The sequence below is a fragment of the Dielma fastidiosa genome (assembly GCF_003475485.1).
Taxonomy (GTDB): Bacteria; Bacillota_I; Bacilli_A; order Erysipelotrichales; family Erysipelotrichaceae; genus Dielma; species Dielma fastidiosa.
In genome coordinates this window covers 314534-328322 of record NZ_QRQL01000001.1, presented here as the reverse complement: position 1 = coordinate 328322, position 13789 = coordinate 314534, and the positions used below count along the sequence as shown (strand labels likewise).

At 40.5% G+C, this 13789-nt stretch carries 10 protein-coding genes; 8 read left to right on the top strand and 2 right to left on the bottom strand.

Annotated features, from left to right (window positions below):
* Positions 1–47: 47 nt before the first annotated feature.
* From miaB to yfmH, 7 genes are all read left to right on the top strand, one after another.
* On the top strand, positions 48–1496 hold the full coding sequence (gene miaB / locus DWZ33_RS01740; RefSeq protein WP_118453580.1) for a tRNA (N6-isopentenyl adenosine(37)-C2)-methylthiotransferase MiaB: 1449 nt from the start codon (positions 48–50) through the stop codon (positions 1494–1496).
* Between the two features lie 108 nt (positions 1497–1604).
* Positions 1605–3269 (top strand): ribonuclease J, encoded by a 1665-nt coding sequence (locus DWZ33_RS01735; RefSeq protein WP_118453579.1) that lies wholly within the window; start codon positions 1605–1607, stop codon positions 3267–3269.
* A gap of 13 nt (positions 3270–3282) precedes the next feature.
* Positions 3283–5625 (top strand): FtsK/SpoIIIE family DNA translocase, encoded by a 2343-nt coding sequence (locus tag DWZ33_RS01730; RefSeq protein ID WP_022937611.1) that lies wholly within the window; start codon positions 3283–3285, stop codon positions 5623–5625.
* Positions 5618–7123, top strand: a complete 1506-nt coding sequence (locus DWZ33_RS01725) for a YjjI family glycine radical enzyme (protein ID WP_022937612.1) — start codon at positions 5618–5620, stop codon at positions 7121–7123. Before DWZ33_RS01730 ends, DWZ33_RS01725 begins: the two co-directional genes overlap by 8 nt.
* On the top strand, positions 7107–7943 hold the full coding sequence (locus tag DWZ33_RS01720) for a YjjW family glycine radical enzyme activase (RefSeq protein ID WP_244925830.1): 837 nt from the start codon (positions 7107–7109) through the stop codon (positions 7941–7943). The genes DWZ33_RS01725 and DWZ33_RS01720 overlap by 17 nt, the downstream gene beginning before the upstream one ends.
* Before the next feature lie 132 nt (positions 7944–8075).
* The gene (gene yfmF, locus DWZ33_RS01715) at positions 8076–9344 is read left to right on the top strand and encodes an EF-P 5-aminopentanol modification-associated protein YfmF (RefSeq protein WP_118453578.1); all 1269 of its coding nucleotides are present in this window, start codon (positions 8076–8078) and stop codon (positions 9342–9344) included.
* A complete protein-coding gene (yfmH, locus tag DWZ33_RS01710) occupies positions 9337–10614 on the top strand; it encodes an EF-P 5-aminopentanol modification-associated protein YfmH (protein ID WP_118453577.1) in 1278 nt (425 codons plus the stop codon). The genes yfmF and yfmH overlap by 8 nt, the downstream gene beginning before the upstream one ends.
* Here yfmH and DWZ33_RS01705 read toward each other — a convergent pair whose 3' ends face one another.
* Entirely contained in the window at positions 10615–10935 is a 321-nt protein-coding gene (locus DWZ33_RS01705) for a single-stranded DNA-binding protein (RefSeq protein ID WP_022937616.1), read from the bottom strand.
* A gap of 194 nt (positions 10936–11129) precedes the next feature.
* A complete protein-coding gene (gene rpsD, locus DWZ33_RS01700) occupies positions 11130–11732 on the bottom strand; it encodes a 30S ribosomal protein S4 (RefSeq protein WP_022937617.1) in 603 nt (200 codons plus the stop codon).
* A 310-nt stretch (positions 11733–12042) separates the two neighbouring features.
* Here rpsD and DWZ33_RS01695 point away from each other — a divergent pair, with 310 nt between their 5' ends.
* Positions 12043–13785, top strand: coding sequence for a septation ring formation regulator EzrA (locus tag DWZ33_RS01695; protein WP_118453576.1), 1743 nt, complete (start codon positions 12043–12045; stop codon positions 13783–13785).
* Positions 13786–13789: the final 4 nt, after the last annotated feature.

Below are 13789 nucleotides of genomic sequence, written 5' to 3'. Positions count from 1 at the left end.
AGCCTTGCTTGGTTTTTTTGGGCTTTAATTTTAAAGGAGAAAATAGAATGAAAGTACATGAAGATTGGATGAAGCCTTCTTTAAAGGAAGCACAAAAAAGAACGAATCAACAGGCTGCGATTGAAAAGAGTCTGTTTAATATACCATTTGAAGCACGTAATATCGGCTGCGGCCGTAAATATTTCCTGCGTACCTACGGCTGTCAGGCTAATGAACGCGATGGTGAAACCATTGCCGGTATTCTTGAGGAATTAGGCTTTGAACAATGTCATACACCAGAAGAAGCTGATTTTATTTTGCTGAACACATGTGCGGTGCGGAAAAATGCTGAAGATAAGGTTTTGGGAGAGCTGGGGTCATTAAAACGCCTGCGTAAGACAAATCCTGATCTATTATTCGGCATGTGCGGCTGTATGGCTCAGGAAGAGGAAATCGTTGATACAATTATCAAAAAATATCCGCATGTGGATTTGGTGTTTGGTACACATAATATTCATCGTCTGCCGATTCTGCTGTATCAGGCAATGATGGCCAGAGAGAAAACGATTGAAGTTTATTCAAAAGAGGGCGAAGTTATTGAAAATCTGCCTGTGAAACGCTTTGGTACCCATAAGGCATGGGTCAATATCATGTATGGCTGTGATAAATTCTGTACATACTGCATTGTTCCATATACCCGCGGCAAAGAGCGTTCGCGCACCGTTGAGGATATTTTGGATGAAGTGAGAGAACTAAAGGCGGAAGGCTTTAAGGAAGTGACACTGTTAGGGCAGAATGTCAATTCCTATGGAAAGGATCTGCAGCTGGCAGGCGGCTTTGCCGGCTTGCTTGAAGAAGTCGCGAAAATCGGTATCCCTCGAATTCGTTTTACAACCTCGCATCCATGGGATTTTACGGATGAAATGATTGATGTAATCGCTCGTTATGATAATATCATGCCGTTTATTCATCTGCCGGTTCAATCAGGCAGCAATGAAATTCTTAAAATCATGGGACGCCGTTATACGGTAGAACAATATCGCACACTGTTTGATAAGATTGTGTCTAAAATTCCAGGCGTTGGTTTTTCAACGGATATCATTGTTGGTTTTCCAAATGAAACTGATGAACAGTTCCAAAAAACTTTAGAGCTTGTTGATTATTGTCAGTTTGATAATGCCTTTACCTTTATTTATTCACCGCGTGCCGGTACACCGGCAGCCGCGATGGCGGATAATGTCAGCTTAGAAGTAAAACAGGATCGTCTGAATGAATTAATGGAGCATACAAATCGTTATGCCCGCTTGAAGAATGAGGCTTATGCGGGCCGCGTCGTGAAGGTCTTGGTCGATGGACCGTCTAAGAAAAATGAGCTAGTTTATTCAGGCTATACAGAAACTAATAAGCTTGTCAACTTCACAGCTGAACAGCCGATTCAGCCAGGTGATATCGTCGAGGTTCAGATCACGGATGTAAAGACTTGGTCGTTGGACGGAGAGGCAATTAAAAGTGAATAGTTGTTCACTTTTTTTGTTATTTTTAGCAAGTAGTGGTATAATATGCATAGCGACTTATACTAATAGATTTGAAATATAATTTGATAGAAGAGCATAAAGGAGGAACTTATGGATCAAGTACGCATTTTTGCGCTTGGTGGACTCGATGAAAACGGCAAGAACATGTTTGTAGTCGAAGTAAATGAAGCGATTATTCTGATTGAGGCAGGATTGAAATTTCCTGATTCTGATCAGCTGGGGGTGGAGTTTGTCATCCCTGATTTTAGTTATTTAATAAAAAATAAAGACCGTGTAAAGGGGATATTTATCACTCATGGACACGACGATGTGATAGCGGCGCTGCCTTATCTGCTTAAGCAGATTAAGATACCGGTTTATACCGGTGCGCTGACCGCTAATATTCTGCATGATATGCTGAAAAAAGAAGGCATCCGCGATGTGAAAATTCACAAAATAAAGCGAACCAGCCGTCAGAATGTCGGCGGTGTAACCGTGAGAACATTCCCGATGACGCATGCTTATCCGGACAATTTTGGTGTAGCTATTGAGAGCAGTCAGGGGTATATCGTTTATACCGGTGAGTTTATCATCGATTATGATGTTCTTGAAGAAGAATATATGTGTGATTTGAATGAGTTAAGTGAAATTGGTAAAAAGGGTGTTCTTTGTCTTCTGAATGAATCGGTTTCTGCAGATAAGGAAGGCCATACAGCGCCGAAGCATCGCATTACGAATCTGATTGAACCGATTTTTGAAGGCGCAGAGCATCGTATTGTGATTTCTGCTTATCGTCAGAGCTTATTCAGAATCATTGAAATCATCGATCTAGCTAGAAAATTTAACCGTAAGATTTTCTTTTATGATAAAGAATTGCGCGCATTGTTAAATCAGATGGAGATATTAGGCTATTATAAGCTGCCTCGTGAAATTGAATTAACTGAAAAACAATTTGATGATGCGATGGATGATGTTGTTGTCTTGATTTCTGACAGTGGTAAGAATTTGTTCAGGAAGATTCAAAACATTGCTATGCATGAAGATAAGAATATTAATTTCCGCAGTGATGATACGATTATTATTGCTTCACCGGTGGTTAGCGGTACGGAATTAGAAGCGGCGAATATGGAGAATGAGGTTTACAAGGAAGGCGGCAAGCTGTTTTCTTTGAAATCGAAGACGGTTTATTCTATGCATCCGTCCAGTGAAGACTTAAAAATGATGCTGTATCTGTTTAAACCAAAATATTACATTCCGGTTAAAGGCGAATATCGTCATTTAGTTGTGAATGCTAATCTTGCGACTAAAATGGGTTATCGGCCGGATAAAATCGTGATTTTAGATAATGGTCAGATTGCGGCTTTTGAGAATAAGGTGCTTAAGTCAGTGGCTGATCATATCGAGCTGGAAGATACGATGATTGACGGCAAGGAAAACTGGGATGTTACCGGTGTTGTTTTAAAAGATCGTGAACTGCTTTCAACGGATGGGGTAATGATTGTCGGTGTATCAATCGATGCTAAAACGAAGAAAATTATCGGCGGCCCAGATGTTCAGACACGCGGCTTGATTTATTTGAAGGATGCGGACTATATCGTGAAAGAAGTTGGCAATATCTGTGAAAATACGATTGAAGCTGAGGTTAAGGATCATGTCTATGAGAATTTGGCAACCCGCACGAATATTCGTGATAAAGTAACTAAATATTTAATGAAAGAAACTGGCAAGCGGCCAATGGTTCTGCCGGTCATTATCGAGATTAATAATAAAGCTTAGCAGGAGGTAGACCATGGCCAAAACGAAGAGGAAGACACGTCCGGCAGCAACTAAAGAAGATAAAGAGGTTTTGATTTATATTTATGCGCTGCTGATTATCACATTATCGATCATTGGTCTTTTGAATATAGGGATTGTCGGTGAATTTTTGAATCAGGTTGTCCGTTATTTCTTCGGCAGTCTGTATGGTGTAGTTTATGCTGGTATTATTTTTGCTGCGGTGATGATGATGCTTCGCCATGACATCAAAAAGTTAAAGCTGAGGCCTGCATTTGGCGCTTTCTGTCTGTTTTGCGCATGGCTGCTGCAGACATCAGCTCCTCAGGATACTTCAATCACTGGCATGACAATATTTAGTGAATATGTGAAGAACTCGTTTATGATATTTCGCGGCCAGCTGCCTACAACGGTTGGCAACGGCGGTTTGATTGGGGCTTTTCTTTATTCATTGTCAACCCTGCTGTTTGATAAGATTGGTACTTTAATCTTCAGTGTGGCATTATTGCTGCTGGGTGTGTTAATGTTTGCCAATAACAAATATGTTCAGGGCTTTTTCAAACGCTGTACGTTATTATTTAATTCTTTGATGAATAAGCGTCAAAAACAAAAGCGTGAAGCAAAACCAAAGAAGACAAAGACGGTTAAAGTCATGGAAGATCAGGAAGAATTTGATATGGATGTCTTAAACGCAAATCAAAATCAGAGTAAATTTGATTTTCTAGATCTTGAGGCAGATGAATTTAATGATCTTGAAGAGCCGGCAGTTCATGAAGAACCGGCAGCTCATTATGAAACATTATCTGCAGAGCCGCTTAAGCATGCAGAACCAGTTGAACAGGATATTTTAAAAAGTGTGGAAATCCCGCAGGTTAAAGAGGAAAAGCAGGAAGAGGCTTTTGTTTCGGTATTTGAAGAGGATTACACAAATTATAAATTACCAAGAATTACCTTACTGAATGAGAATGCAAAGAATACAAGATCATCCGTGAACATAAAGGCTGCTAAAGAGAGCGGTGATAAGCTGATGCGGATTCTTGATGAATTTGGCGTAAAAGCTACATTGATGGAAACACATATTGGGCCAAGTGTTACTAAGTTTGAGGTAAAACCTGATTTAGGTGTTCGTGTCAGTAAAATCAGCAATCTTCAGCATGATATAAAAATGGGATTGGCGGCCAAGGATATTCGTATCGAAGCTCCGATTCCAAGCAAGTCTGCCGTTGGTATAGAAATTCCTAATATTGAAAAGACGACGGTTGGCATGAAGGAATTGATGAAAAATGTCCCTGAAAAATATGCGGACAGTAAATTGCTGTTTGGTTTAGGGAAGGATTTATTAGGCAATTGTGTTTACGGCGAATTAAATAAGATGCCGCATTTGCTGATTGCCGGGGCTACCGGTTCAGGGAAGTCGGTATGTGTGAATTCAATCATCGTTTCTATCTTAATGCGGGCTAAGCCGGATGAGGTTAAGCTGCTGCTGATTGATCCGAAGAAGGTTGAGTTTACGATGTACGCACAGGTTCCGCATTTGCTGGGACCGGTGATTACGGATGGTACAGAGGCGTCTACCGCGTTAAAAGTTGTTGTTAATACGATGGATAACCGCTATGAATTGTTCTCTCAGGCGGGTGTCCGCAATATCAGCGGTTATAACAAATATATTGAAGAGCATCCAGAAGAAGGTTTGAAGAAAATGCCATGGATCGTTGTTGTGATCGATGAGCTTGCTGACCTGATGCTGGTTGCCGCTAAAGATGTTGAAGCAAGTATTCAGCGTATCACTCAGCTGGCTCGGGCTGCCGGTATTCATTTAATTGTCGCTACTCAGCGGCCTAGTGTGGATGTTATTACCGGTATCATCAAAGCCAATATTCCAAGCCGTATCGCCTTTGCGGTATCCAGTGCGATCGATTCAAGAACGATATTGGATCAGCAGGGAGCTGAAAAGCTGCTTGGTATGGGAGATATGTTATATATTCCTGTCGGTGAGCAGGTTGTGACCCGTGTTCAGGGTGTGTTTGTTTCAGATGAGGAAGTGCGTAAGGTCTGTGATTTTGTCAGCGCTCAGGCACGGCCAAAGTTTGATGATGCGTTTATTCGACTGCAGCTGATCGATAGTGGAAGCGGTTTAATTGATTCTTCTGATGATCCGTTGTATGATGAAGTTAGGAACTTTGTCATTCAGTCACAAAAGGCCAGTACCTCGTTTATCCAGCGTAAATTCAGCATTGGATATTCCCGGGCTGCCCGGCTGGTGGATGTGCTGGAGGAGAATGGCGTAGTTGGGCCTGCAAGAGGAAGCAAGCCTCGTGAAGTTTACATAAAGAAAGAGAGGACGGATAGCGATGAGTAAAGTTTCAGAAATTATTTCTAATCCAACTTTAACTTATGCTCAGCAGGTTTTGGCGTTAGCCAGACTTGCGGAAAGTGAAGATGACACATTAAAACTCGATGATGAATTCAAATTAGCATTAAAAGAACATACGATTTGTGATTTAGGTGAGGGAAATGCGCCGTATCGGCCGCGTTATATTGTTCCTGACTATGACTTGTTCATGGAGAAGGGTTGTAAATTTTTAGAGCTGGATCCGCCTAAAGATCTGTTAGAAGCTGTAAATAATCTGTTGATTTTTTATAAGCATGTACCTTCTATTACTTCATTCCCTGTCTATTTGGGAAACTTTACTACAATGTTTGAAAAATTTGATGTGGATGAAGCTGAAACACGAAAAGTAATGCGTTTGTTTTTAAAGCATATCGATAAAACGCTGACTGACTCTTTCGTACATGCGAATATCGGTCCTAAGGATAATCGTGTAACACGTATTATTCTTGATTTGACAGAGGAAATGCAGCTTGCAATTCCAAATATTTCTTTATTATATGATGAAAACGAGACTAGCGATGAATTAGCTTTAGCCTGCATTAAATGTATGCTTGCTACTTCAAAGCCAAGCTTTGCAAATCATGCGATGTATAAAAAAGAGCATGAAGGACCCTATGCGATTGTCAGCTGCTATAATGCGTTAAAGGTTGGCGGCGGCGGATATACATTACCGCGTCTGCGTCTCTATGAAATCTCATTAAAGGCTGCCAATGTTGATCAATTTATGAATGAGGTACTGCCGCATTATTGTGAATTAATTTTCCGCAATATTGATGCGCGTATCCGTTATATTGTTGAGGAAAGCTCCTTCTTCAAATCAAATTTCTTAGCTACTGAAGGCTTCGTAAAGCGTGAAAACTTTACGGGTATGGTGGGTGTCGTAGGTCTTGCAGAGTGCTGCAATCATTTGCTTGGCATCGATGATAAGGCTAAGGGCTTCGGCAATAATGAAGAAGCAAATGCTTTAGGTGAGCGTATCTTAGATAAAATCAATGAATTGGTACATGCACATCACGGCGTTTATTGTGAAGGCTGCAACAACATGTATGTGATGCATGCACAGGTAGGTATCGATACTGACGGCATGGAGGATTCACCAGGCGCCAGAATTCCAGTAGGCTTTGAACCAGAGCTCTATAAGCACATTCAGGTTGAAACAAAGATGCATAAGCATTTTGTATCCGGTATCGGTGATATTTTCAAATTTGATGATACATGGAATAATTCAAAGGGTGCGGTGCTTGATATTATCAAGGGAGCCTTTAATTCAGGAATGCGTTATTTCACAGCTTATAATGCGGATAATGATGTTGTGCGCGTCACCGGTTATCTGGTAAAGAAGAGTGAAATTGAAAAGCTGAACAATAACAAGACCAGTCTTAATAATTGCAGTGCCTTCGGTCAGGGAGCTGCCAGAGATTCACATGCTTTAGACCGCCGTGTTTATAATGAAAGCGGCAGTTAATAAGATTATTTCGTTTTCTAATGTAGACGGCCCCGGCAACCGCTGCTCAATCTTTTTTCAGAGCTGCCCGTTTCGCTGTTTATATTGTCATAATCCTGAAACGATTAATATGTGCGTCAACTGCGGCGAGTGTGTAAAAACATGTCCGGTGCAGGCGCTTCAAATGGCAGACGGCAAAGTGGTTTGGGATAAGAAGCTATGCGTTGAATGTGATACATGCATTAAAACATGCAAGCATTTGGCATCGCCTAGAATCAGCTGGATGAGCGTTGAGGATGTGGTTGAGCACATCAAATCAATTAAGCCGTTTATCCGCGGTATTACAGTAAGCGGCGGTGAATGTATGAACCATGCTGATTTTCTTCTGGAATTATTCAAGGAAACGAAAAAACTTGGCTTAACTTGTCTGATTGACAGCAATGGCTACTATGATTTTGAAGATTATCCTGAATTGATGGCTGTTTGTGATGGCGTCATGCTTGATGTTAAGGCTATTTCTGATGATTTTCATTATTTTGTCACGGAACAGCATAATGCGATGGTTCTGAAAAATCTGCGTACCTTATTGGCAATGCATAAGCTTGAAGAGGTCAGAACCGTTATTCTGCCGGGATACGAAGATGAAAATACAAAAACTGTAACCGGTGTTTCTGAAATCATCAAGAGTGAATGCCGTTATAAATTACTGAAGTATCGTTATTTTGGTGTACGGGATGCCGGCGTGAAGGTTTTTGGCGAAGGTATCGTAAGCCATGATGAGCTTGTGCGCTGTCAGAAAATCTGTGAAGAGCATGGCTGTTCAACAAGCGTTATTATATAAAAATTAAAGACTGATTTGTTTCTCTCTTGAGAGGCTCATTGAGCCTCTTTTTTGTTAATTTACCTTTATTTTTACTGTGTCATGCGTTAAAATAAGAATATTGTTTATACTAAGAAACAAGGAGGATTTTCGATGAAAATAAAAATCAGAGAGGGGGTAACTTTAAATTTTATCCAAAGTGATAAATTTAAAGATATCGCTGTTTATATTGACTTTCTGCATGAGTTAAATGAAAAAGATGCCACCGAGCGTTCGGTGCTGTCAATGATGATGACGGACCGCTGTGAAAAATATGATACGAAACAGAAAATGTCAAATGTATGTGATGAACTATACGGTGCTACCTTGTCATGCCGGACCATTGGCTGCGGCGGCGGTCATGTGGTAGAATTTCGCAGTAAAATCATTAATCCAATGTATGTTGAAGGGAGTGCGAATTTGCTTCGTGATCAGCTATGCCTGATTAAAGAGATTCTATTTAATCCTTATTATGAGCAGGGACACTTCAGTAAGGAGATTTTTGATGAGGCTGTGCGGCTGCTTAAATCAAAAATCATGCGCCGTCTTGATGATGCTCAGACATACTCACTGCTGCTGGCGTTTCAAAAGGCTGGTGAGCAGCAGCCGTTAAGTATATCGGCACTGGGCAGTCTTGATATATTGTCAAAACTGACGATTGAAGATGTTGAAAAGCAATATCAAAGCATGCTGACTAATGATCCTGTTGAAATCATGGTTTGCGGCCAGTTTGATGAATTGCAGATGGGACGCATGATTGAATCTATTTTTGACTTTACACAGCGCTCAACGAAGGTAAATACACACTACTGTCTTAATACGGCTGCCAGTGATGAAATTACCAAGGTTGAAAAGGATATCCCGCAGACCAATATCGCTATGATCTGGAAAAACGGTATCGATGTCGTAGATGAACAATATGCAGCATTGCGGGTCGCTAATGGTATTTTTGGTCAATACTCAACGAGCTATCTGTTTCAGGAGGTTCGTGAGAAACACAGCCTTTGTTACTCCATTTTTTCTAATTTGATTTCTTTTGACGGGGCCTTAGTGGTAAGCACTGGTATTGAACATCAAAATATCGATCAGACAATACAGCTGATTAAAGAGCAGTTTGAACGCTGCAAAAAGGGTGAATTCAGTGATGAATTAATTTCAGTTACCAAGAAAATGATTATCAATTCACTGAAAGCGAGCCGTGATGATATGAATTCAATGATGTCTTATGCATACAACAATTCATTGCTTAATCGTGAATTAACCATTGAAGAAAATATTGAAAGAATCAGCAATGTCAGTAAAGAGGCAATTCTTAAGGCATTTAATGCCTGTGAGCTGCTGGCGACAGTCGTGCTGACAGGGAAGGAGAAGGCGCATGAATAAGGTAATCAGTAATAAATATCAAGAGTCTTATATCGAAGAGACACTGCCTAATGGATTAAAGGTTGTGTTGTGGCAGAAAAAAGGCTATGAAAAGAGCTATTTTATGATGACTACTCCTTTGGGTGCCTTAGATATTGAACAGGTGGATGCTGACGGCAAGGCTTTTCAGTTTGAACCGGGTACTGCGCATTTTCTCGAGCATAAAATGTTTGAAGATGAAGATAAGGATGTAATGAATCTGTTTTCGGAAATGGGAGCCAATGTCAACGCCTTTACTTCCTATACAGAAACCGCCTACCATTTCACAACTTCAGAAGATCCTGAAGCGCCATTAAATCTCTTACTTGATTTTGTACAGCGATTAACGATCAGTGAGGAATCGGTAGAAAAGGAAAAGGGAATTATCATTCAGGAGCTGCAGATGTATCAGCAGATGTCTGATTCATGGCTGATTAATGAAACTTTCTCATCACTTTTTCATGAGCATCCGCTGCGTTTTGATGTCGGCGGCTCACCGGAATCAGTGAATCGGATAACTAAATCAAGTCTGGAAGAATGCTATGCTTTAAATTATCATCCTTCTACGATGATTTTAGTCGGGGTTACCGGCCGCGAGCTTGAGCCCTTGCTGGAAATCATTAAAAACAATCAAATGAAGAAGCAATTTAAGCCAATCAAAAACGTAACCCGCAAACAATTCAGCGAACCGCAGACCGTAAAGCGTCCATATTACCAATTTAATATGGATGTGACAACACCCAAGGTAAATATTGCCTATAAGCTTCAGGGAATTAAAGATGGTATGCAGCGGCTTAAGATGGAATGGTGTTTAAAATTTATTTTAGATGCTTCCTTCACTTCCTTAAGCGAGGATTATCAGCAATGGCTGATTGATGGAACAATCAATGATTTCTATGGCTTTGAACTTGAATTTGGCGAAGATTTTGGTTATATGATGTTTTATACGGAAACTGAGAAGCTGGATGAATTCAAACGAATTGTTGAGCTGACATTAGAAAAAGCAAAAGCTAATGGTATCAGTGAAACAACGCTTAATCAGCTGAAGCGCCGCTATTATGGGCAGTCAATCCGTGATTTAAACAGTTTTGATGATATAGCCTTTACTTTTATGAGAGATTATTTCAATAAAATCGACTTCTTTGAAGCTTTAGACGTAATCAATACGATTACAATGGCTGATATTCAGGCGGCTGCTGAATTGATGGATCTTGAACATCAGGCTATTCTTCATCTGATGCCAATTGAGTAATTACTTATAACTCAGAAAATCTACTTTCTCGGCAATCATATCGTAATTAATAAACGCATTGCCTTCCTGCGACTGGTAGGTTCTTGACTGAATGCGGCCCTTGATACCCATCATGTCGCCGACTTTACAATAATCAACGACCGTTTCTGCACTGGCACGCCAGACTTCGACAGCAATTTGGTCATATTCATAAACCCCTTCGGAATTGCGGAAACCGCGCTCTACATTTAAGAGCAGGGTAGTATGCTTTGTTCCATTAGGGGTTTCTTTCATTTCCGGCTTTTCCAGAACTTTGCCGATAACTACAAATACATTGATCATAATTTGTTCTCCTTTTATGTGTAGCTGTATTATGCCTTAAAAACAAAAAGTTGGCAAAAGTCCGAATTTGCACTTGACAAGCAAAAAAGCCTGATTTCATCACAGTGAATTCCCAAAAAAAGCCCGATTTATGCAAATTCGGACTTTTTTAATTTTATATAAAAAAAGACACGCTTGTGCGTGTCCGTAAGTGACTATCTGTTGTAGAATTCGACAACCAGCAGTTCGTTTACTTCTTGGTTTAATTCGCTTCTTTCAGGAAGACGAACATAAACACCTTTTTTAGCTTCTTTATCAACAGTAACAAATGCTTTAGTGTTGATTGTAGCTTCTAAAGCTTCAGCGATTGCTTTCATATCTTTTGAAGTTTCTTTTACTGCAATTGTCATACCAGGCTTAACGATGTAAGAAGGGATATCCACTTTCTTTCCATCAACAGTGATGTGACCGTGGTTTACAAGCTGACGTGCTGCGCGGCGAGTTCTTGCAAAGCCCATGCGGTATACAAGGTTATCCAGTCTTGATTCAAGCAGGAACATGAAGTTGTCACCCTTAACACCCTTCATAGCAGATGCTTTTTTGAAAGTGTTGTAGAATTGACGTTCATTGATTCCATACATATAACGAATTCTTTGTTTTTCTCTTAACTGTAAACCGTAGTTAGTCAGTTTTACTCTCTTCGTTGGTCCATGCTGACCAGGAGCATAAGTTCTTTTTTGTAATTCTTCGCCAGTTTCAAGAACTGAGAAACCTAAGCGGCGGGAAACCTTCCAAACAGGTCCATTAATACGTGCCATTTAAAAATCCTCCTTTAATTGTTTTATGGTTTTTGGCTATAAAACAATAACAGGGCGTAAATCATCATTGACGGGTGTCAATACTTTCGGTATCCTCACATATTGCAGCATGCTACCCGATACCCCGCAGAAACTGCGTTATTGACGCCTTAGACAAGACTTTACGAGCTGCCATCATTTTGACGCTATATTACTATATCATTGATTGAATGTCCAGTCAATGAAAAAAGTGGAAATGCTGAAAATTTCGTTAATTTATACGCTAATAACGGGTTGATTTATGATACAATAAATACAGTGAGGTGTGTTTATGGATAAGATTATGGAAACGCTCAAAGGACTTGGGGAAAACAATAACTTTTTGATAGGTGTAATCGTGGTCGGCGTGATTTTGATCCTGCTGATTATTTTTACGGTTCTGAACACTAAAAAGGTAAAAAAGCAGCTGAATGAAGCAGAGATGAATTATAATTCATTAAAGAGTATTCCTTTACCCTTTAAACTGAACAAGGCAGTCGCTTTGTCAAGAGTCAATTCTGCCGTTGCGGAAAGTGTGGAACGTTCCCGCAATGAATTTGACATCGTTCAGGAACAGCTGAAAGAAGCCAGTGTCTATCTCGGTGAAATCGATGATCTGATTTATGTACATAAGGTTAAGCAGGCAAAGCGTCAGCTGAAGGAATTGCAGGAACTGCTTGAAAACTGTTCGGTGGGCGTGCATAAATTATCAACCTCTTTGGATAATATTCTGGAACAGGAAAGCGCTCAGCGTGAACAAATCAATAAGCTGAAAAACCAATTCCGTATCGATAAAGAAATCATTCGTGATAATCGAGAAAATTATAATAGCGGCATCGAAGTTTTGGAAGCGCGGGTAACATCGATTGAGAAGATGTTTTCTACCTTTGAAGAATGGATGTTCGCCAGTGAATTTGCCAAGGCAGGCACTCAGCAGGTAGAAATCAGCGAGGCGATGAAGGAACTTGAACAGCTGATGGACGAATTTCCTGCCTTGTATGAGGAAGCGAAGCTGTCATTGCCTAAGGCGATCGATGAAACGGGATATGTCTATGCTCAGGCACGCAATCAGGGTGTCTATCTGGAACATCTTGAAGCAAAACGCAATCTTGAAACGGTGACCGCGATGCTTAAGGACGATCTTGGCCGGTTGGCAGAAGGTCAGATTGAGGGCGTCATGTATTCCTTGCTTGAATGTGAAAAACGTCTCCAGCAGCTGAAGGAACAAATTGACCGTGAAGTGAAGGCTTCTGAGGACTTTACAGCATCCTATGAGCCATTGCTGAATGACATTCAAACAATGAATGAAAATATTATTAAGCTGCGTGATTTATATGAAAAGGTAAAGATCCGTTTTGGTTTTGAAAATCTGAATGATTCATTAGATGCGATTGACCGCATGATGAGTGAAGTGCTGATAGCTCGGGACAAGCTGAAGGAATCGGCCGCTAATCAGGCGATCCCAGCGACTACGCTGATGCTTTCAATGAATGAATTGAAGCAGCACTGCAAGGAATTGCTGGATGAGCTTGGCAAGGTGAAGAAAAAGCTTGATACGGCATGCGCTGACGAAGAGCGGGCTAAAAAGCAGCTGCTTAAGCTTCAGCTGATCGTGAATGAAATTACGGTGAAAATCAATAAGAACCGCCTGCCGTCCATCTCTTTAAAATATGAAGAAGATCTTCGTAAGGCAAATCTGATTATTAATGAAATTAACTGTCTGCTTGAGGCAACACCGCTGGATGTGGCTCGTCTTAATGAAAAATTAAAAGAAGCGATTGACTTTGTCTATACCTTATTTAACAGTGTCAATAACCTTGTCGGCATGGCAATCATGGTTGAAAATACCATTGTCTTCGGCAACCGTTATCGTTCCACTTATCCGGAAATTGACTCTGAACTGACAAGGGCGGAATTGTGTTTCAGAAACGGACAATATACGAAAGCATTAAAAATAGCTATCCAAACAATTGAAAAACTGCATCCTGGTTCTTACGAAAAGCTGATTCGCAAGACTCAGGGAACGGCTGCGTAGGTGT

Excerpts from the sequence above, each read along its gene's own strand:
- miaB (WP_118453580.1), top strand. The coding sequence starts at position 48 with ATGAAAGTACATGAAGATTGGATGAAGCCTTCTTTAAAGGAAGCACAA.
- DWZ33_RS01735 (WP_118453579.1), top strand. The coding sequence starts at position 1,605 with ATGGATCAAGTACGCATTTTTGCGCTTGGTGGACTCGATGAAAACGGC.
- DWZ33_RS01730 (WP_022937611.1), top strand. The coding sequence starts at position 3,283 with ATGGCCAAAACGAAGAGGAAGACACGTCCGGCAGCAACTAAAGAAGAT.
- DWZ33_RS01725 (WP_022937612.1), top strand. The coding sequence starts at position 5,618 with ATGAGTAAAGTTTCAGAAATTATTTCTAATCCAACTTTAACTTATGCT.
- DWZ33_RS01720 (WP_244925830.1), top strand. The coding sequence starts at position 7,107 with ATGAAAGCGGCAGTTAATAAGATTATTTCGTTTTCTAATGTAGACGGC.
- yfmF (WP_118453578.1), top strand. The coding sequence starts at position 8,076 with ATGAAAATAAAAATCAGAGAGGGGGTAACTTTAAATTTTATCCAAAGT.
- yfmH (WP_118453577.1), top strand. The coding sequence starts at position 9,337 with ATGAATAAGGTAATCAGTAATAAATATCAAGAGTCTTATATCGAAGAG.
- DWZ33_RS01705 (WP_022937616.1), bottom strand. The coding sequence starts at position 10,935 with ATGATCAATGTATTTGTAGTTATCGGCAAAGTTCTGGAAAAGCCGGAA.
- rpsD (WP_022937617.1), bottom strand. The coding sequence starts at position 11,732 with ATGGCACGTATTAATGGACCTGTTTGGAAGGTTTCCCGCCGCTTAGGT.
- DWZ33_RS01695 (WP_118453576.1), top strand. The coding sequence starts at position 12,043 with ATGGATAAGATTATGGAAACGCTCAAAGGACTTGGGGAAAACAATAAC.